Origin of the sequence: Streptomyces sp. NPDC006552 (assembly GCF_040611655.1) — a bacterium.
In the GTDB taxonomy this organism is placed as follows: Bacteria; Actinomycetota; Actinomycetes; order Streptomycetales; family Streptomycetaceae; genus Streptomyces.
Window position 1 is genome coordinate 72,424 of sequence record NZ_JBEXOS010000016.1, and the last position, 15,788, is coordinate 88,211.

Here is a 15,788-nt window from a genome sequence, read left to right on the forward strand (position 1 = left end):
TCTACGTGGCGCCGGCGCCCGGCGGCCTCCCGCGGCCGCGGACCGGCGCTCGCCCTACGGCAGTTGCGCGGTGTCGGCGATCCGGCCCGGCGCCCGCCGCGGTTGCGGCCCGGCCAGACGCCTGCGCTCGGGCCGCCAGGTCGCGACGAGGGCCGCGGCGAGGAGGAGTTCGGCGATGTCGCCGCCGTAGTACATCAGCTCGGCGCCGCCCCGCACCTGTGCCGCCGGTGCGTGCACGCCGAGGAGGAAACCGCCGTAGAGCAGCTGCGAGATCGAGGCGTGTGCGGCGACCGCCACCCCCAGCACGACGAGCCGGGCGGGCACACCGGGCCGGGCCGGAGCGGGGTCGGGTCCGGCGACGGCCCAGGCGAACAGGGAGCCGGAGAGCAGGAAGTGAGCGTGCATCAGCCAGTGCAGGGCGGGCCGGTCCATCGTCGCGTCGTACAGCGGGGTGAAGTACAGCAGCGGCAACGTCCCGGTGGCCAGGACCAGGGCGGTGACCGGATGCGCGAGCAACCGGGCCGGGCGGCTGTGCAGGACGCCGGTGAGCGCGCGGGCCCGGGCGGCGGGCAGGGTGCGCAGCAGCAGGCTGACCGGCGCGCCGAGGACCAGGGCCAGTGGCGCGTACATGCCGATCAGCAGGTGCTGGGCCATGTGCCCGCGGAAGTCCTCGTGCGCGAAGCGGGCCAGCGGCGGCAGCAGGGCGACGGCCAGCAGCGCGCACCCGGCGAGGAAGCAGAGGGCCCGCGGACGGCTCCAGCCCTGGACGGGGTTGCGGCGCCGGGCCCGGCGTGCGAGGAGGAGGTAGCCGACGGCGAGAGCGAGCACGACGGCCGCGGGGAGCAGCGTCCCCCACGGGGCTCCGCCGGCGCCCTGCTCGTGCATGGGGTGGTGCGGGGCAGAGCCCGTCAGCGGGGCGGCGACCATCAGGCGGGCCGGCCGGTCCGCGCGGCCGCCTCGGACGGGCCGGGGGCGTCGGGGTCGAAGGGACGGCCGGTGCGCTGGAGCAGGTACCCGCCGGCCATCAGCAGGACGCCGAGGAACAGGAAGGCCAGGTCCCACCAGATGCGGTGCGGGCCGCCGTGGACGTGGTGGATGCCGAGGATCTGGTGGTCCAGGAGCCCTTCCACGAGGTTGAACAGGCCCCAGCCCGCCAGGATCCAGCCCCACAGCACCCGGGAGGTCCAGACCCGGCGGCGGTGGTGGGTGACGCGGGAGTACAGCAGGCCGAGGCCCAGGATGACCGCGACCCAGCAGACGGCGTGGAAGACGCCGTCCCACACGGTGTTCATCCGCAGGCCCGAGACGGTGTTCGCGGGGTAGTACTTCACCCCGATCCGGTCGCTGTCGGTGCTGGTGAGCATATGGTGCCACTGGAGCAGCTGGTGCAGCAGGATGCCGTCGACGAACCCGCCGAGCCCCACCCCCAGCACGATCCCCGGAAGGCGGATGCTGCTGGGCGCCGTGCCCGCTCGCGTCTGGTCGGTGCCGGCCATCGTCTGTCCCGTCCGATCTGTCGGTCCGCCGGTGGTGTGGTGCCCGGACGAGTACGGCCTTCCCGTCCTGGCCCGGCTCTCACGAACGGGCGTCCTTTCGGCCGAATCGCACCCGGGAGCAAGGGGCGCGGACGGCGCGCGGTCAGGCCCTGACGTGGCGCGCGGCCCCGGCGGGCCGGAGCGTCGCCGTGCGCGCCCGCCGGACCACCGGGCGCGAACGGGTCGCCTTGCCGAGCCACAGGGACGTGGTGGCCAGCAGGGCGCCGAACACCGTGAGCAGGAGCAGGGACACCCACATCTGCCTGCTGCCCGGGTTCAGCCACCCGGTCCAGGCGGCCGACGCCGCCCACAGGAGCGCCCCTCCCGCGTAGAAGCCGCGCACGCGGCGCAGCCCGCGCACGGCGGCCGACGAACGCTCCGGAAGCTCATTGGTAGCTGTCATGCCGGCCCGTGTACCCAGCGATCACCGGATCACCACGCGTTCACCCGGGCGGGCTGTTTTCCGTCATCGTGTGCGCCAGAGTCGATTTGCTCCAGGCGGTGGTTGTGCGGCCGCAACCGCCGCCACCCTGGCCCGGCGGGCGCGGGCGGGTTCTCGCGGGCGACCATTTCGCGCCGTCGGCAGGGAAGTCGGAGCGGGGGCGCGGGTGGGTGCGGCTAGGGTTGCCCCAGGCTCAACGCCGCATCCCCCCGTGTGCGGCGTTGAGCCCCTTCACGTTTGCTGCGTTGTCACGGGCACAGGCGCGCCCGGCGTCACCCCGTCCCGGCGCACCGTTCGATGACCGAGGCGACCTGCTCCGCGGCGGGGGAGTTGCGGTGCGCCCGGCGGGCCAGCAGCAGGTCGACGGTCTCCGGCTCCTCCAGCGGCACATAGGTCACCCCGTCCAGGCTCAGGCTGCGCACGGAGCGCGGGACCAGGGCCACTCCGTGCCCGGCCGCCACGAAGACGACGAGCGTCGCCGTCTCACCGACCTCGGTCAGCCGGTCCGGGTGGAACCCGGCCCGTGCGCACGCGGACAGCACCCGCTCGTACATGGAGGAACGGGCCTGGGACGGATGGATGACGAAGGGCTCGCCGGCCAGCGCGCGCAGCGGCAGCGACGGGCGCCCGGCCAGCGGGTGGTGGCTGGGCACCACGGCCACCAGGGGCTCGGACCGCAGCCGGGTGACGTGCAACCGGCTGTCGGCGACCGAGCCGCGCAGGACCGCCAGGTCGTAGCTGCCGCAGAGCAGGCCCTCGACGAGTTCCGGGGTGAGGAGTTCGCCGCGCAGGTCCATGGTGACCGCCGGCAGCTCCGCCCGTACCGTCCGCGCGACCTGGGGCAGCACGTCGTAGGTCGCGGTGCCGATGAACCCCACGCGGACGCGTCCCGCGTGTCCGGTGGCCAGCTCCCGCAGGTGCACCCGGGCGCGCTCCTCCTCGGTGACGAGGGCGCGCGCGTAGTCGGTGAGCTGCAGGCCTGCCTCGGTCGGTTCCACCCGGCGGGTGGAGCGGTGGAACAGCGGCAGTCCCAGCTCCCGCTCCAACTGCTTGATCTGCTGGGACAGGGCCGGCTGGGCCACGTGCAGGCGGGCCGCCGCACGGCCGAAGTGGCACTCCTCGACGAGCACGAGGAAGGACCGGAGCTGACGGAGTTCCATGGCGCCACCCTAGAAGCATTTATGCATCCGGCTTATCAATCCATGCCGACCAGGTCTTGGACGTGATGAACCGGACGCTCCTAGGGTGAGCACGTGACCGACAGTTACGTGTACGCAGCAGCACGCACGCCCTTCGGACGGTTCTCGAGCGCTCTCGCGCCGGCGAACCTGACCGGAGGCACCCGATGACCGCCCGGGTGTGTGCCGACGCCGACGAGGCCGTGGCCGGGGTCGAGGACGGCGCCACCGTACTGATCGGCGGCTTCGGCATGGCCGGGATGCCGGTCGAACTGATCGACGCCCTCATCCGCCGGGGCGCCGGCGACCTCACCGTCGTCTCCAACAACGCGGGCAACGGGGACACCGGGCTGGCCGCGCTGCTGGCGAAGGGCCGGGTCCGCAAGGTGATCTGCTCCTTCCCGCGCCAGGCGGACTCGTGGGTGTTCGACGGCCTGTACCGGGCGGGCCGCATCGAGCTGGAGGTCGTCCCGCAGGGCACCCTCGCCGAGCGCATGCGGGCGGCCGGGGCCGGGATCGGCGCCTTCTACTGCCCCACCGGCGCCGGCACCCTGCTCGCCGAGGGCAAGGAGACCCGCGTCATCGACGGACGCACCCATGTCCTCGAGTACCCCATCAAGGGCGACGTCGCCCTGATCGGCGCGCACCGCGCCGACCGCATGGGCAACCTCGTCTACCGCAAGACCGCCCGCAACTTCGGGCCCGTCATGGCCACCGCGGCCACCACCGTGATCGCCCAGGTCCGCGAGATCGTCGCGACCGGCGCGATCGACCCGGAGACCGTCGTGACCCCGAGCATCTTTGTCGACCGAGTGGTGCAGGAGGCGGGGCGCGCATGAACCCGACGAGCGGGACGAACGCGTCGAACGGCGGACGGGGGCCGCTCGGCAAGCACGAGATCGCCGCCCTCATCGCGCGCGACATCCCCCACGGCGCCTTCGTCAACCTGGGCATCGGACAGCCGACCCTCGTCGCCGACCATCTCGGCGCCGGCTCCGCGGTCGTGCTCCACACCGAGAACGGCATGCTCAACATGGGACCCGCCGCCCATGAGGACGAGCTCGACCCCGACCTGACCAACGCGGGCAAGGTCCCCGTCACGGAGCTGCCGGGAGCCGCGTACTTCCACCACGCGGACTCCTTCGCCATGATGCGCGGCGGCCACCTCGATCTCTGCGTCCTCGGCGCGTTCCAGGTCTCCGCCGCCGGTGACCTCGCCAACTGGCACACGGGCGCACCGGACGCCGTCCCCGCCGTCGGCGGCGCCATGGACCTGGCGATCGGGGCGAAGCGGGTCTTCGTGATGATGACGCTCTTCGCCAAGGACGGCGCGCCCAAGCTGGTGCCCGAGTGCGGCTACCCGCTCACCGGACTCGCCTGCGTCGACCGCGTCTACACGGACTTCGCCGTCTTCGACCTCACCGGGCAGGGCGTCACCGTCACCGAGACCTTCGGCATCACCCCGGCGGAACTCGCGGCCCGCCTGGAGACCCCGCTGACCTTCGCCGGGGCGTGAGGCCGGCCCGGGGCAGGCGCCCGGATGTTCCGCGGCCGTGACCCGGGGTACAGTCCTGGGGTCGCGGGAGAGCGGGGGCGTGTGGTGACCGAACCGCAGGCGGAGGTGGCGTCGGCCGGTGGCGGGACCTGCGCGGCCGAGCTGGAGTTCCGGCCGCTGACGAGTGGCCCCGTACCGAAGGTGACCGAGCACATCAGCCTGCCCACGCACCCGAGCGGCGTACCCGCACCCCAGCCCTTCGCCCACCCGGCGCTGTTCTACCGGGACGAGCAGGAGTACCTGGCGGGTACCGTGCCGTTCGTCCAGGACGCACTGGCCGCCGGTGAGCCGGTGGCGGTGGCCGTGCCCGGCGGCAGCCTCGCCCTCGTCCGGGCCGCGCTGGGCGGACAGGCCGCGGACGTCCAGCTCCTCGACATGGAGCGGGCGGGGCGCAACCCCGGACGGATCATCCCCCGCGTGCTGCGTGCCTTCGCCGACGGCCACCCCGGGCGCCGGGTGCGCATCGTCAGCGAACCCGTCTGGGCAGGCCGCACGGCCGCCGAGTACCCTGCCTGCGTCCAGCACGAGGCCCTGGTCAACAGGGCGTTCCAAGGCCGTGAGGCGACGGTCCTGTGTCCGTACGACGCGACCCGGCTGGACGAGTCGGTGCTCGCCGACGCCCGCGCCGCCCACCCCACGGTCATCGACGCGGGCACCCGCGCCGCCAGCGCGGCCTACGCCCCCGAGGCGCTCGCCGCCCGGTACAACCTGCCCTTGAGCGCACCGCCCGGCGCGGTGGCGACGGTCTACCGGGCGACGACCCTGACGGACGTCCGCCACGAGGCGACCTGTCGCGCCGCCGCGTTCGGTCTGGGCGCGCCGCGCCTGGACGACCTGGAGCTGGCCGTCGCCGAGCTGACGACGAACAGCGTGGTCCACGGGGGCGGCCAGGGGGCGCTGCGGATCTGGGCCGAGGACCAGCACGTCGTCTGCGAGGTCCGGGACGCCGGTGTCGTCGGCGATCCGCTCGCGGGACGCCATCTGCCGCCCCGGGGACAGCACGGCGGACGCGGGCTGCTGCTGGTGAACGTGGTGGCCGATCTCGTACGGACGCACAGCGATCCGGAGCGGGGCACGACGACGCACGTCTACTTCCGCCGCTGACTCGGTTCGGGCGGGCCGCGGCGGCGCTTCACCCGTGGCGGGCCTGACGGACCGGATCGGGGCGGGGAGCGGCCGGCACCGCCCCGGACCAGGTCTCCAGGCGCAGCAGGTCCAGCAGGGCCGCCGCCGGGTCCGCGTCGGCCGGGAGCACCGCGATGACGGGCTGGGAGACGGCCGGGCGGACCGGGCGGGCGAGGTGCTCGTACCCGGGCGGCACCGTGGAGGCCGGGACGAGCGTGACGCCCAGCCCGTCCGCGGCCCAGCGCACCGCCGTCGCGATCCGGGAGACGCGGGCGGCCGTGGCCGGCGTCGGCCCGCTCGCCCCCACCGCCGCCAGCAGTACGCCGTCGAGGGCGCTCTCGCGGTCGAACCGCACCCACGGCTCGCCCGCGAGATCCGCCAGGTCGACCCGGTCGGCGGCGAGCAGCGGATGGTCCGCGCCGAGCACCACGACGAACTCCTCCTCGCCGAGGCGGTGGGCGTCGGCGGGGGACCGCTCGCACGCCGCCATCAGGGCCAGGCCGAGCGCGCCGCGGCGGGAGAGCCGCTCCAGCTCCGCGGAGCTGGACTGTTCGAGAACGGTGACCTCCAGGCGGGGACAGCGCCGGCGCAACGCGCTCAGGGCGCCCGGGAACTGCCGGGTGCCGAAGCCCATCTGCACGGCCACGACCAGCTCGCCCGTCAGCTCGCCCGCACCCGCCCGGGCCGTCGCCCGCGCGCGCTCCGCGGCCCGCACGGCGACCTGCGCCTCCCGCAGGAAGTCACGGCCGACCGCGGTGGGGACGAGCCCGGTCGGCGTACGGGCGAACAGCGCGACGCCGAGCTCCCGCTCCAGGCCGCGTATCTGCTGGGACATCGAGGGCTGGGCGACGCGCAGCAACTCCGCCGCCGCGGTCACCGAACCGGCTTCGGCGACGGCCAGGGCGTACTCGAACTGGCGCAGGCTCATCGACGGCCGTCTCTCCTCTGTGCGGTGGCCCGCGGCTGATCGCGGTACAGCGGTAACCCCGTCACACCTGCGCGGATTCCCGGGGCCGCGGAGGAGACCGGCCGGCGCGGTCAGACCGCCATGCCGTAGACGATCGTGAAGAGCGTGCCGAGGGAGCCGATGATGAACACGCCGGTGAGGCCCGCGATGATGAGGCCCTTGCCCTGCTCCGCGCTGAAGGTGTCGCGCAGCGCCGTGGCGCCGACGCGCTGCTTGGCGGCGCCCCAGATCGCGATCGCCAGGCAGAGCAGGATCGCGACGGCCATGACGACCTGGATCATCGTCTTCGCTTCGGTGCCGAGCGCGCCGAACGGGCCCCAGTCAGGGGCGATGCCGCCGATCAGCGTGCTGATGTCGCCCTTCTCGGCTGCGATCAACATGTGCGTGTCCTCCCTGAGTTGACCCTGCGCTGCCTCCACCGTAGCCGGGGTTCCCCCGGCTGCCGGCGGAAGCGGCCAGGACAGGGCGTCCGTCCTCACCGGGACGGGACCCGCTCCGTCCCCCACCGCGCGGCCGCGCGCAGCGCGGCGGTCCGGCCGCGTGCGGGTACCGTCCACAGCTCGTGGCCGCGCAACCGCCACCGCTCCAGCAGGGCGTTGGCCGCGAGCATGCCGCTGGTCGCGGCCCGTTCCATCAGCGCCACCGGAAGATCCGTGCGGACCAGGTCGCCGGCGACCATGAGCGCGGGATGGGACGTGCGCACGGTGGGACGGTCGGCGTATCCGTCGACGGCGAACAGCGGGCAGTCCTGGCGCCACTCGTGCCGGGCGTCGACGACGCGTGCCGCGCGGGTCTCCGGGTACAGGCGGTGCAACTGCTCGACCAGGCGCCGCTGTTCGGCCTCCTTGTCGGCGGTGGCCGGGGTGTCGGCGACCGCGTAGGCGTGCAGTTCGACCACGGAGCCGCCCGTGCGGCGCGACCAGGTGTGGGCCTCGTGCTCCCACCGCTCCAGCACGCTGACGTTGTCGAGGCTGCCGTAACCGCTCGTCCCGAGGAAGCCCGCGCGGTCGGTGGCGACCGGGCGGTCCAGCCACAGCCGGGAGACGAGGAAGGCGGGCGCGGTCCGCAGCCCCGCGACGCGCGCGTACCAGCCGTCGTCGGCGAGGCCGGGGCTGCTCACGGCCAACTGCCGCAGGCCGCCGGTGTCGAGAGCGAGGACGCACGCGTCGACGTCGCGGGTGCGGGTCCCGGTGCTCAGGCTGAAGCCGCCGCCCGGCGCGGCGGTGACCCGGTCGACCGGCTCGGACACCCGGATGTCGACATCCAGGGTCTCCAAGTAGTCGCGCAGGGGGTCCCACAGGGCCGTGGGGAAAGGGTCGTTGGGCACATCGAAGAGAAGCCCTTCGGCCGAGCCCAGGAAGTAGATGTGGAACATCAGCGCCATCTCGGCCGCCGAGAGCCGGCGCGGGTCGGCGAAGAAGCTGCGCGAGAACACCTCGAACGCCAGATGGTGCGCGGCGGCCGGGAAGCGGATCGCGGACAGCAAGTCGTGCGCGCTGCACGCGTCCAGCCGCTCGTAGACCTCCGGGACGCGTACGTCCATGAGGGGCAGGGCCGCGCGGGCGTTCATCCGGGGCAGGTCGCCGAGGGTGAAGCTGGGGCTGGTCAGGGCGAAGCCCAGGGCGCTCCACGGCGGGGTCCGCGGCACGTGCCGGAAACTGTCCCGCATCCCGTCGGCGTGCCACAGCGGATAGTCGGGCAACCGCGTCAGCCGCTCCAGGTGCGGATCGGTCCGGCGCAGCAGCGCCCGCAGGTTGTAGTACTGGCGGAAGAAGGCGTGGAAACCGCGGCTCATGGTGGCGGTCGAACCGTCGGCGAGCCGGGTGCTCCACCCGGCGAGCCGTCCGCCGAGGGTGGCCTCGCGCTCGAAGAGGGTGACGCGCACGCCGCGTTCGGCCAGCGCGACGGCGGCGGAGAGGCCGGCGATCCCCCCGCCGACGACGGCGGCCGACGGCGGCGTGCCGGTCGCTCGCGCGGCCCCGGGGGTGGCCGGCAGGCGGACGGCCCGGCGGTCCGCCGCGCCGGGCGGCAGCCGGTATCGGCGCCTCATCCGCGAAGCTCCTCGTCCGGTACGTGGCCGACGACGGTGTGGGTGATGCCGGTCTGCCAGCCGGGCAGCGGCAGGACGCGCACCCCCGTGAACCCCGCGTCCGCCATCCGGCCCGCGAACCGGTCCGCGGTGTCGAACTCGATGACGCTGCGCCACAGATGCTGGTAGAGCGCGCCGTCCCCCAGCGCGGTGGTGACGGGCAGCAGCCCCGCGCAGACCGCCGACCACAGGGCACGGTGGCGGTGTTTCCCGCTCAGCGTGTAGTCGTGCACGGCCAGTCGGCCGCCCGGCGCGAGCACCCCGCGCACGGCGGACAGGATCAGGTCCGGGTCGGCCGTGTTGCGGAACAGGTAGGCCGCGAAGACGGCGTCGAAGGGACCGGTGACCCCCGCGTCGGCCAGCCGCTCCGCCGGGGAGTGCACGAAGGTGACGTCGCCCGCCCAGTCTTTCGCCGCGGCCCGCTCCAGCATCCCGGCCGACGCGTCCACGGCGGTGACCTGCGCCTGCGGGACCGCGGACAGGAGCGCCGCGGTCGAAGCCCCGGTGCCGCATCCCAGGTCGAGCACGCGCAGCCCCCGGCCGCCGCCGCGCAGACCCAGGCGCCGCGCCGAGCGGCGCAAATGGGCGTGATAGCCGGGGTTGGTCCGCACGAGGGCGTCATAGCTGCGCGCGGCGTGGTCGAAGGCACGGGCGAGTGGGGCGTCGCGCAGGGTCGGCATGGTTCTCCTAGGCGTGGCCCCGGTGGTCAGGGCGTGGGGGAGGGGAGCAGCGGGCGGGAGGGCAGGGAGGCCGCGCTGCGCAGCAGGGGCAGGACCGGGCTGTTCAGCCCGATGGAGAGGTCCTCGTAGAGCGAGGTCGCCCCGTCGAGGAAGCGCAGCAGCCGCTCGGTGGGGACGCGGGAGAACAGCCGCGTGAAGAAGGCCGCCCCGTCGAGGTGGCCGCTCGCCAGGGCGTGCAGCAGGACCGCGTCCATCGCGTGCGAGCGCCGGGAGTGCGGCGCCGGCGGCACCGGGCGGCGCCCCGCGAGGAGGGCCGCGGTGATGGCCGTCGTCTGCCGCTGGATGGCGGTGAAGGTGTAACCGGTCGACGGGCGGGTGGCGCCGCCGGCCGCTCCGATCCGGAAGACGGAGCCGCCGCTCTGGCGCGCGAAGACGGCGTCGGTCATGGGGATGACGCCCTCTTCGCGGGCCTCGATCTCGAAGTCGCGGATACCGAGGACCGTGTGCAGATGACTCCGCAGAGCACGGTCGTACTCCTCGGAGGGCAGCACGGACGACGAGAACTGCGTGTATTCGACCAGGGCGGTGGCGGAGCTGGTGGGCAGGACGTAGGTGAAGGCGAGGCCGCGGTCCGGTTGCGGGGTGCGGAAGTCCATCAGTTCGACGGAGCCCGGGTCGAATGCGGGCCGCGGGGTGCGGACGAACCAGCCGCGGAAGTGCTGCAGCAGCGTCGTCCGGGCCCGCGGCAGGCTGCCCAGCGGCCGCGAGTCGAAGACCCAGCGCGCCGACAGGGTCCGGGCCCGGCCCTCGGGCGTCCGCACCAGGACGTCGGCGCCGTCGGCGGTCCCCTCGACCGCCTCGACCGTCGCCTCCGTACGGGTCGAGCCGGGCCGCCCCGCGAGCCGCCGCGCGACCGCCGCCTCGAAGTCGGTGGAGCGGATCATCTTGTACCGCACGGAGCCGGTGCCCGCGTCGATCAGCCGTCCGCCGGGGCCGCGTACCCGCAGCCGGTTCCAGGCGGCGGTGACGGCCTCGTCATAGCGGCCCGCGCCGTCCTCCCAGAAGCACCAGGTCCGCGGCGCGGGGCGCACCGGGCCCGGCGGTGCCTCGATCAGCCGTACGGAGAGCGAGGACCCGGAGGTGGCAAGGCGCTCCGCCAGCGACAGACCCGCGGCGCCCGCACCGATGATCACGACGTCCGACCGCACACTCACCTCCGGCTGTAGACCACTCGCTCCGACAGGCCCTTCCCGTACGGGGCCGGTCACGGATGCACCCCGCCGCCCGCCGGGACCGGCGCGCGGGTGCGCTCAGCGGCCGATCTCAGGTTGCCGCGGCGTGGTGCATCCGATCCCGTGGGAGACGGGGAAAGCCTCTGGACAGCACTTTGCCAGCCCCGCCATCCCAGAAGGAGCCGACATGCCCCCCGATGAGGCAACAGGCGCCGCCACGGCTGTGGTGCCGCACGACGGGGCGGAGCGCGGGGAAACCGAGCTGTCCGCGCCCGCCGGCCGCACCCCGGTGCCGGTCCGCGCGCGGCAGATCGACGCCGACGTGACACGGACCGTGGAGCGCCGCCTCGCCCTGCACCTGGCTCGCCGGGTCGCGGAGGCGGCCTCGGTCGACGCGGTGTTCGGGGCCGACGTCGCCGAGCGCGTCGCCCGCTTCACCCTCGTCGGCGGACGGCGGGTCCGGCCGCGGTTCCTGTGGTGGGGGCTGCGCGCCTGCGGGCTGCCCGACGACGAGCAGATCGACGCCGCGCTCTCGCTGGCCGTGGCGCTGGAGCTGTTGCAGACCTGCGCCCTGGTCCACGACGACGTCATGGACCAGGCCCCCACTCGGCGTAGCCGGCCCGCCCTGCACGTCGACTACGCGACGCAGTACGCGGCGTCCGCGCACCCGGACCGCGGACGGTTCGGCGAATCCGCCGCGATCCTCGCCGGGGACCTCGCGCTGGCCTGGGCCGACGACGAGGTCGCCGCCCTGCGCCTGCCCGCCCCGCGCGCGGGCGCGATCCGCCGCACCTGGTCGCGCATGCGCATGGAGATGGTCGCCGGACAGTACCTGGACGTCCAGGGCGAGCTGACCCGCACCCGGTCCCTCGGCCAGGCCCTCGGCGTCGCGTGTCTCAAGACCGCCCGCTACACCGTGGAACGCCCCCTCCAGCTCGGCGCGCTGCTGGGCGGCGCGGACGAGCCGACGCTGCGCGCCCTGTGCTCGGCCGGACGCGGTGCGGGGCTGGCCTTCCAGCTCCGCGACGACCTCGACGACGTGTTCCCCGGCGCCGCCCGCCGCGGCAAACCCGCCGGCGGTGACCTGCGCGCCGGTAAACCCACCTACCTGGTCGCCCTGGCCCACGCGCGCGCCGAGGCCGCCGGCGACCACGACGCGCTGCGGGTCCTGGAGCGCTGCCCGGGCCGGCCCGGCTTCGACGCGAGCACCCTGGACGAGGTCCGGCACGTGCTCGAACGCACCGGGGCCCGCCGCAGCGTCGAGGAGAAGATCCGGAACCTGACCGCGCGGAGCCTGCGCGAGCTGGACGCGGCGCCGCTCGACCCGCCGGCCCGCGCCCGCCTGCGCGACCTCGTGCGCCAGGCGGCCGGGTCGTCCGCCGGAGCCGGGGACGGAGGCGCGGCCGCATGAGGACCGTACGCGGCAGGACGGACCACGTGGTCGTGGTGGGTGCGGGCCTGTCCGGTCTCGCGGCCACCCTCCACCTGCTGGGCGCGGGCCGCCGCGTCACCCTGGTCGAGGCCGCGGACCTGCCCGGCGGCCGGGCGGGCCAGCTGCGGCGCGGCGGTTACCGCATCGACACCGGGCCGACCGTGCTGACCATGCCGGAGCTGGCCGACGAGGCCTTCGCCGCCGTCGGGGAGCGGCTGCGCGACCGCGTGGACCTCATCGCCCTGCACCCCGCCTACCGGGCGTCGTTCGCCGACGGCAGCAGCCTCGACGTGCACACCGACGCGGACGCCATGACGCAGGCCGTCGAGGAGTTCGCCGGCCCCCGGGAAGCGGCCGGGTACACCCGCCTGCGCCACTGGCTGAGCCGCCTCTACCAGGCACAGATGAAGCACTTCATCGACACGAACTTCGACTCGCCGCTGCAACTGCTCACCCCCGACCTGGCCCGGCTCGCCGCGCTCGGCGGCTTCGGCCGGATGGACGCGCAGATCAGCCGGTTCATCAAGGACGAACGCCTGCGCCGCGTCTTCTCCTTCCAGGCCCTGTACGCCGGCGTCCCGCCGGCCCGCGCCCTGGCGGCCTACGCGGTCATCGCCTACATGGACACCGTCGCGGGCGTCTACTTCCCGCGCGGCGGCATGCACGCCCTGCCCCGGGCCATGGCCGACGCCGCACAGGCGGCCGGAGCCGAACTGCACTACGGGCGCCGCGTCGAGCGCCTGGAGCGCACGGGTGAGCGGATCACCGCCGTCGTCACCGACGCCGGACGCATCCCGTGCGACGCCGTCGTCCTCACCCCCGACCTGCCCGTCTCCTACCGGCTGCTCGGCCGCACCCCGCGCCGCACCCGGCCCCTGCGGCACGCGCCCTCGGCGGTGATCCTGCACGCCGGCACCGACCGCACCTGGCCGCAGCTGGCCCACCACACCCTCTCGTTCGGGGCCGCCTGGCACCACACCTTCGACGAACTCACCCGCCACGGCCGCCTGATGAGCGATCCGTCCCTGCTCATCACCCGGCCCACGGCCACCGACCCCACACTGGCGCCGCCCGGCCGCCACCTCCACTACATCCTGGCCCCCTGCCCCAACACCGACATCGGCCCGAGCCCCGAGCAGTGGGGCGACCTGGCACCCCGCTACCGCGCCGAACTCCTCACCGAACTGGACCGCCGCGGCCTGGACGGAATCGGCTCCGCCCTCGACGAACACTGCCTCGTCACCCCCGCCGACTGGCACGCCCAGAGCCACGCGGCCGGCACCCCGTTCTCCGCCGCGCACACCTTCGCCCAGACCGGCCCCTTCCGCCCCCGCAACCTCGTCCGCGGCACCGCCAACGCGGTCCTCGCCGGCTGCGGCACCACCCCCGGCGTCGGCGTCCCGACCGTCCTGCTCTCCGGAAAGCTCGCCGCCGCACGGATCACCGGCTCCCTCACCGCGGCGCCGCCCCGCGCCCGCGGCCGGGCCGACCGCCCGAAGCCCCATGAAGGAGCACCCTCGTGACCGCCCGAGAACTCGACGCCGCAGGCATCACCGACCCCGCCCTGCGCCGCGCCTACCTGCACTGCCGCCGGCTCAACGCCCGCCACGGCAAGACCTACTTCCTCGCCACCCGGCTCCTGCCGGGCCACCGGCGACCCGCCGTCCACGCCCTGTACGGCTTCGCCCGCTGGGCCGACGACATCGTCGACTCCCACGGCCACGACCTCGACGCCGCGCGCCGGGCCGCCGCCCTCGCGTCGCTCTCGGACAGCCTGCGGCACGGCCTGAGCACGCGCCGCAGCGCCGAGCCCGTCGTCCACGCCCTCGCCGACACCGCACACCGCTACGGGATCGACCCGCGCCACTTTTATGACTTCATGACGTCGATGCACGACGACCTCACGGTGACGGACTACCCCACCTACGAGGACCTGCGCCGGTACATGCACGGCTCGGCCGCCGTGATCGGGCTGCAGATGCTCCCCGTGCTCGGCGCCACCGTGCCGCGCGCCGAGGCCGAACCCTACGCGGCCGCCCTCGGCGTCGCCTTCCAGCTCACCAACTTCCTGCGCGACGTGGGAGAGGACCTCGACCGCGGGCGCGTCTATGTCCCCGCGGACCTGCTGCACGCCCACGGCGTCGACCGCGAACAGCTGCGGTGGAGCCGCGACACCGGCCGCCGCAACCCCCGCATCACCCGCGCCCTCAAGGCGTTCGAGGCGCTGACCCGCGACGTCTACCGGCAGGCGGTCCCCGGCATCGCCCTCCTGGACCCGGTCTCCCGGCCCTGCATCCGCACCGCCTTCGTGCTCTACTCCGGCATCCTCGACGCCGTCGCCGAGGACGGGTACAGCGTGCTGCACCGGCGCGCGGTGGTCCCCCGCCGCCGCCGCGCCGTCGTGGCCCTGGACGGGCTCGCCCGCATCGCCCGCGCCCGCATCGGCCACCGCTGCGCGCCCGCCCCGGCCGCGTCCGCCGCCCTCAGGTCCGCCGCGCCCGTACGCCAGGGAGCGGCATGAGCAGGCGGACCGGGCGGCCCCGGTTCCCCCTGACCCTGCGCAAGGACCCGCCCGCCTGGGAGCGCCAGGAACCCACCTGGCGGGCGGCGCGCCCCGCCGTGATCGAGACGGCCCTGAAACGGGCGCAGGCCCGCCCCTCCGGCAACTGGTACGTCGTCGGAGCCGCCGCCGACGTGCCCCGGCAGGCGCCCCTCGGGCGTACGGTGGCGGGCCGCGAACTGGTCCTGTGGCGGGACGCGCGCGGCCGGATCGCCGCCGGCCCGGGAGCCTGCCCGCACCTCGGTGCCCCGCTCAAGGACAGTCCGGTGCGCTGCGGCACCCTCGTCTGCCACTGGCACGGCATGGCCCTGGACGCCCGGGGCAGGGACGGCTGGCGCACTCTTCCCGTCCACGACGACGGCGTCCTGGTCTGGGTGCGGCTGGACAGCACGGGCGGGGAACAGCCGCTCGACCGGCCGGTCGTCCCGGCGCGGCCGGACCCGGCACACTCCCTTCCGGCCGTCTACACCGGCCTGGGCCGCTGCGAGCCCGAGGACGTCGTGGCCAACCGGCTCGACCCCTGGCACGGAGCCTGGTTCCACCCGTACTCGTTCGTCGACCTGCGCGTCATCGAGAGCCCCGGGGGCGACGCGGCGGGCGGGGACGACACGGAGCCGGACCGGTTCGTCGTGGAGGTCAGCTTCCGGCTCACCTCGCGGCTCGTGGTCCCGGTCCGCGCTGTGTTCACAGCCCCCGAGCCCCGTACCGTCGTCATGCACATCACCGACGGCGAAGGCCGGGACTCCGTGGTCGAGACCCATGCCACGCCGCTGACGCCCGAGGGACACCCCGCGCCGCGCACCGCCGTCGTCGAAGCGGTGATCGCCACGTCCGAGCGCCCGGGCTTCGCCCTCGCGCGGCACGCGGCGGTCGTCATGCGCCCGCTGATGCGCGCGGCGGCGGGACGGCTGTGGCGCGACGACCTCGCCTACGCGGAGCGCCGCTGGACGCTGCGCTCCCGCCAGGACCCGCGGCTTTGAGTACGGCGCCCGG

The 15,788-nt window shown here is 74.8% G+C and carries 16 protein-coding genes; 7 read left to right on the forward strand and 9 right to left on the reverse strand.

Going from position 1 to position 15,788, the window contains the following annotated elements:
• Positions 1 to 54: 54 nt before the first annotated feature.
• The 4 genes from ABZY33_RS12820 to ABZY33_RS12835 all read right to left on the reverse strand — a co-directional run bounded on the left by ABZY33_RS12820 (position 55) and on the right by ABZY33_RS12835 (position 3,137).
• Positions 55 to 885: a cytochrome c oxidase assembly protein gene (locus ABZY33_RS12820; protein ID WP_356491556.1), complete on the reverse strand. Its 831-nt coding sequence runs from the start codon at positions 883 to 885 to the stop codon at positions 55 to 57.
• A 41-nt stretch (positions 886 to 926) separates the two neighbouring features.
• Positions 927 to 1,496 carry a DUF2243 domain-containing protein gene (locus ABZY33_RS12825; protein ID WP_356491557.1) on the reverse strand — a complete coding sequence of 190 codons (570 nt, stop codon included), beginning with the start codon at positions 1,494 to 1,496 and terminating at the stop codon, positions 927 to 929.
• Between the two features lie 142 nt (positions 1,497 to 1,638).
• Positions 1,639 to 1,938 carry a hypothetical protein gene (locus ABZY33_RS12830; protein WP_356491558.1) on the reverse strand — a complete coding sequence of 100 codons (300 nt, stop codon included), beginning with the start codon at positions 1,936 to 1,938 and terminating at the stop codon, positions 1,639 to 1,641.
• Positions 1,939 to 2,249: 311 nt separating this feature from the next.
• Entirely contained in the window at positions 2,250 to 3,137 is an 888-nt protein-coding gene (locus ABZY33_RS12835; protein ID WP_356491559.1) for a LysR family transcriptional regulator, read from the reverse strand.
• A gap of 185 nt (positions 3,138 to 3,322) precedes the next feature.
• Here ABZY33_RS12835 and ABZY33_RS12840 point away from each other — a divergent pair, with 185 nt between their 5' ends.
• The 3 genes from ABZY33_RS12840 (at position 3,323) to ABZY33_RS12850 (ending at position 5,814) form a co-directional block, all read left to right on the forward strand.
• On the forward strand, positions 3,323 to 3,994 hold the full coding sequence (locus ABZY33_RS12840) for a 3-oxoacid CoA-transferase subunit A (RefSeq protein WP_356491560.1): 672 nt from the start codon (positions 3,323 to 3,325) through the stop codon (positions 3,992 to 3,994).
• Positions 3,991 to 4,671, forward strand: coding sequence for a 3-oxoacid CoA-transferase subunit B (locus ABZY33_RS12845; RefSeq protein ID WP_356491561.1), 681 nt, complete (start codon positions 3,991 to 3,993; stop codon positions 4,669 to 4,671). Before ABZY33_RS12840 ends, ABZY33_RS12845 begins: the two co-directional genes overlap by 4 nt.
• 198 nt (positions 4,672 to 4,869) lie before the next feature.
• A complete protein-coding gene (locus ABZY33_RS12850; RefSeq protein ID WP_356491604.1) occupies positions 4,870 to 5,814 on the forward strand; it encodes a sensor histidine kinase in 945 nt (314 codons plus the stop codon).
• Positions 5,815 to 5,842: 28 nt separating this feature from the next.
• Here ABZY33_RS12850 and ABZY33_RS12855 read toward each other — a convergent pair whose 3' ends face one another.
• The 5 genes from ABZY33_RS12855 to ABZY33_RS12875 all read right to left on the reverse strand — a co-directional run bounded on the left by ABZY33_RS12855 (position 5,843) and on the right by ABZY33_RS12875 (position 10,785).
• Positions 5,843 to 6,763 carry a LysR family transcriptional regulator gene (locus ABZY33_RS12855; protein ID WP_356491562.1) on the reverse strand — a complete coding sequence of 307 codons (921 nt, stop codon included), beginning with the start codon at positions 6,761 to 6,763 and terminating at the stop codon, positions 5,843 to 5,845.
• 110 nt (positions 6,764 to 6,873) lie between these two features.
• Positions 6,874 to 7,182: a hypothetical protein gene (locus tag ABZY33_RS12860; RefSeq protein WP_356491563.1), complete on the reverse strand. Its 309-nt coding sequence runs from the start codon at positions 7,180 to 7,182 to the stop codon at positions 6,874 to 6,876.
• Between the two features lie 95 nt (positions 7,183 to 7,277).
• Positions 7,278 to 8,852: an NAD(P)/FAD-dependent oxidoreductase gene (locus tag ABZY33_RS12865; protein ID WP_356491564.1), complete on the reverse strand. Its 1,575-nt coding sequence runs from the start codon at positions 8,850 to 8,852 to the stop codon at positions 7,278 to 7,280.
• Positions 8,849 to 9,571, reverse strand: a complete 723-nt coding sequence (locus ABZY33_RS12870; RefSeq protein ID WP_356491565.1) for a class I SAM-dependent methyltransferase — start codon at positions 9,569 to 9,571, stop codon at positions 8,849 to 8,851. Before ABZY33_RS12870 ends, ABZY33_RS12865 begins: the two co-directional genes overlap by 4 nt.
• Positions 9,572 to 9,597: 26 nt before the next feature.
• On the reverse strand, positions 9,598 to 10,785 hold the full coding sequence (locus ABZY33_RS12875) for a lycopene cyclase family protein (protein WP_356491566.1): 1,188 nt from the start codon (positions 10,783 to 10,785) through the stop codon (positions 9,598 to 9,600).
• A 205-nt stretch (positions 10,786 to 10,990) separates the two neighbouring features.
• On the opposite strand from ABZY33_RS12875, the gene ABZY33_RS12880 reads away from it, so the two are divergent.
• Genes ABZY33_RS12880 through ABZY33_RS12895 form a run of 4 tightly spaced genes read left to right on the forward strand, consistent with a single transcriptional unit; the run spans position 10,991 to position 15,775 of the window.
• Positions 10,991 to 12,214 (forward strand): polyprenyl synthetase family protein, encoded by a 1,224-nt coding sequence (locus ABZY33_RS12880; protein WP_356491567.1) that lies wholly within the window; start codon positions 10,991 to 10,993, stop codon positions 12,212 to 12,214.
• On the forward strand, positions 12,211 to 13,758 hold the full coding sequence (gene crtI / locus ABZY33_RS12885; RefSeq protein ID WP_356491568.1) for a phytoene desaturase family protein: 1,548 nt from the start codon (positions 12,211 to 12,213) through the stop codon (positions 13,756 to 13,758). Before ABZY33_RS12880 ends, crtI begins: the two co-directional genes overlap by 4 nt.
• Positions 13,755 to 14,756 carry a phytoene/squalene synthase family protein gene (locus tag ABZY33_RS12890; protein WP_356491569.1) on the forward strand — a complete coding sequence of 334 codons (1,002 nt, stop codon included), beginning with the start codon at positions 13,755 to 13,757 and terminating at the stop codon, positions 14,754 to 14,756. The genes crtI and ABZY33_RS12890 overlap by 4 nt, the downstream gene beginning before the upstream one ends.
• Complete coding sequence (locus ABZY33_RS12895; RefSeq protein ID WP_356491570.1) at positions 14,753 to 15,775, forward strand: DUF5914 domain-containing protein; 1,023 nt, start codon at positions 14,753 to 14,755, stop codon at positions 15,773 to 15,775. The genes ABZY33_RS12890 and ABZY33_RS12895 overlap by 4 nt, the downstream gene beginning before the upstream one ends.
• The last annotated feature ends 13 nt before the right edge of the window (positions 15,776 to 15,788 follow it).

Excerpts from the sequence above, each read along its gene's own strand:
- ABZY33_RS12820 (WP_356491556.1), bottom strand. The coding sequence starts at position 885 with ATGCACGAGCAGGGCGCCGGCGGAGCCCCGTGGGGGACGCTGCTCCCC.
- ABZY33_RS12825 (WP_356491557.1), bottom strand. The coding sequence starts at position 1,496 with ATGGCCGGCACCGACCAGACGCGAGCGGGCACGGCGCCCAGCAGCATC.
- ABZY33_RS12830 (WP_356491558.1), bottom strand. The coding sequence starts at position 1,938 with ATGACAGCTACCAATGAGCTTCCGGAGCGTTCGTCGGCCGCCGTGCGC.
- ABZY33_RS12835 (WP_356491559.1), bottom strand. The coding sequence starts at position 3,137 with ATGGAACTCCGTCAGCTCCGGTCCTTCCTCGTGCTCGTCGAGGAGTGC.
- ABZY33_RS12840 (WP_356491560.1), top strand. The coding sequence starts at position 3,323 with ATGACCGCCCGGGTGTGTGCCGACGCCGACGAGGCCGTGGCCGGGGTC.
- ABZY33_RS12845 (WP_356491561.1), top strand. The coding sequence starts at position 3,991 with ATGAACCCGACGAGCGGGACGAACGCGTCGAACGGCGGACGGGGGCCG.
- ABZY33_RS12855 (WP_356491562.1), bottom strand. The coding sequence starts at position 6,763 with ATGAGCCTGCGCCAGTTCGAGTACGCCCTGGCCGTCGCCGAAGCCGGT.
- ABZY33_RS12860 (WP_356491563.1), bottom strand. The coding sequence starts at position 7,182 with ATGTTGATCGCAGCCGAGAAGGGCGACATCAGCACGCTGATCGGCGGC.
- ABZY33_RS12865 (WP_356491564.1), bottom strand. The coding sequence starts at position 8,852 with ATGAGGCGCCGATACCGGCTGCCGCCCGGCGCGGCGGACCGCCGGGCC.
- ABZY33_RS12870 (WP_356491565.1), bottom strand. The coding sequence starts at position 9,571 with ATGCCGACCCTGCGCGACGCCCCACTCGCCCGTGCCTTCGACCACGCC.
- ABZY33_RS12880 (WP_356491567.1), top strand. The coding sequence starts at position 10,991 with ATGCCCCCCGATGAGGCAACAGGCGCCGCCACGGCTGTGGTGCCGCAC.
- crtI (WP_356491568.1), top strand. The coding sequence starts at position 12,211 with ATGAGGACCGTACGCGGCAGGACGGACCACGTGGTCGTGGTGGGTGCG.
- ABZY33_RS12895 (WP_356491570.1), top strand. The coding sequence starts at position 14,753 with ATGAGCAGGCGGACCGGGCGGCCCCGGTTCCCCCTGACCCTGCGCAAG.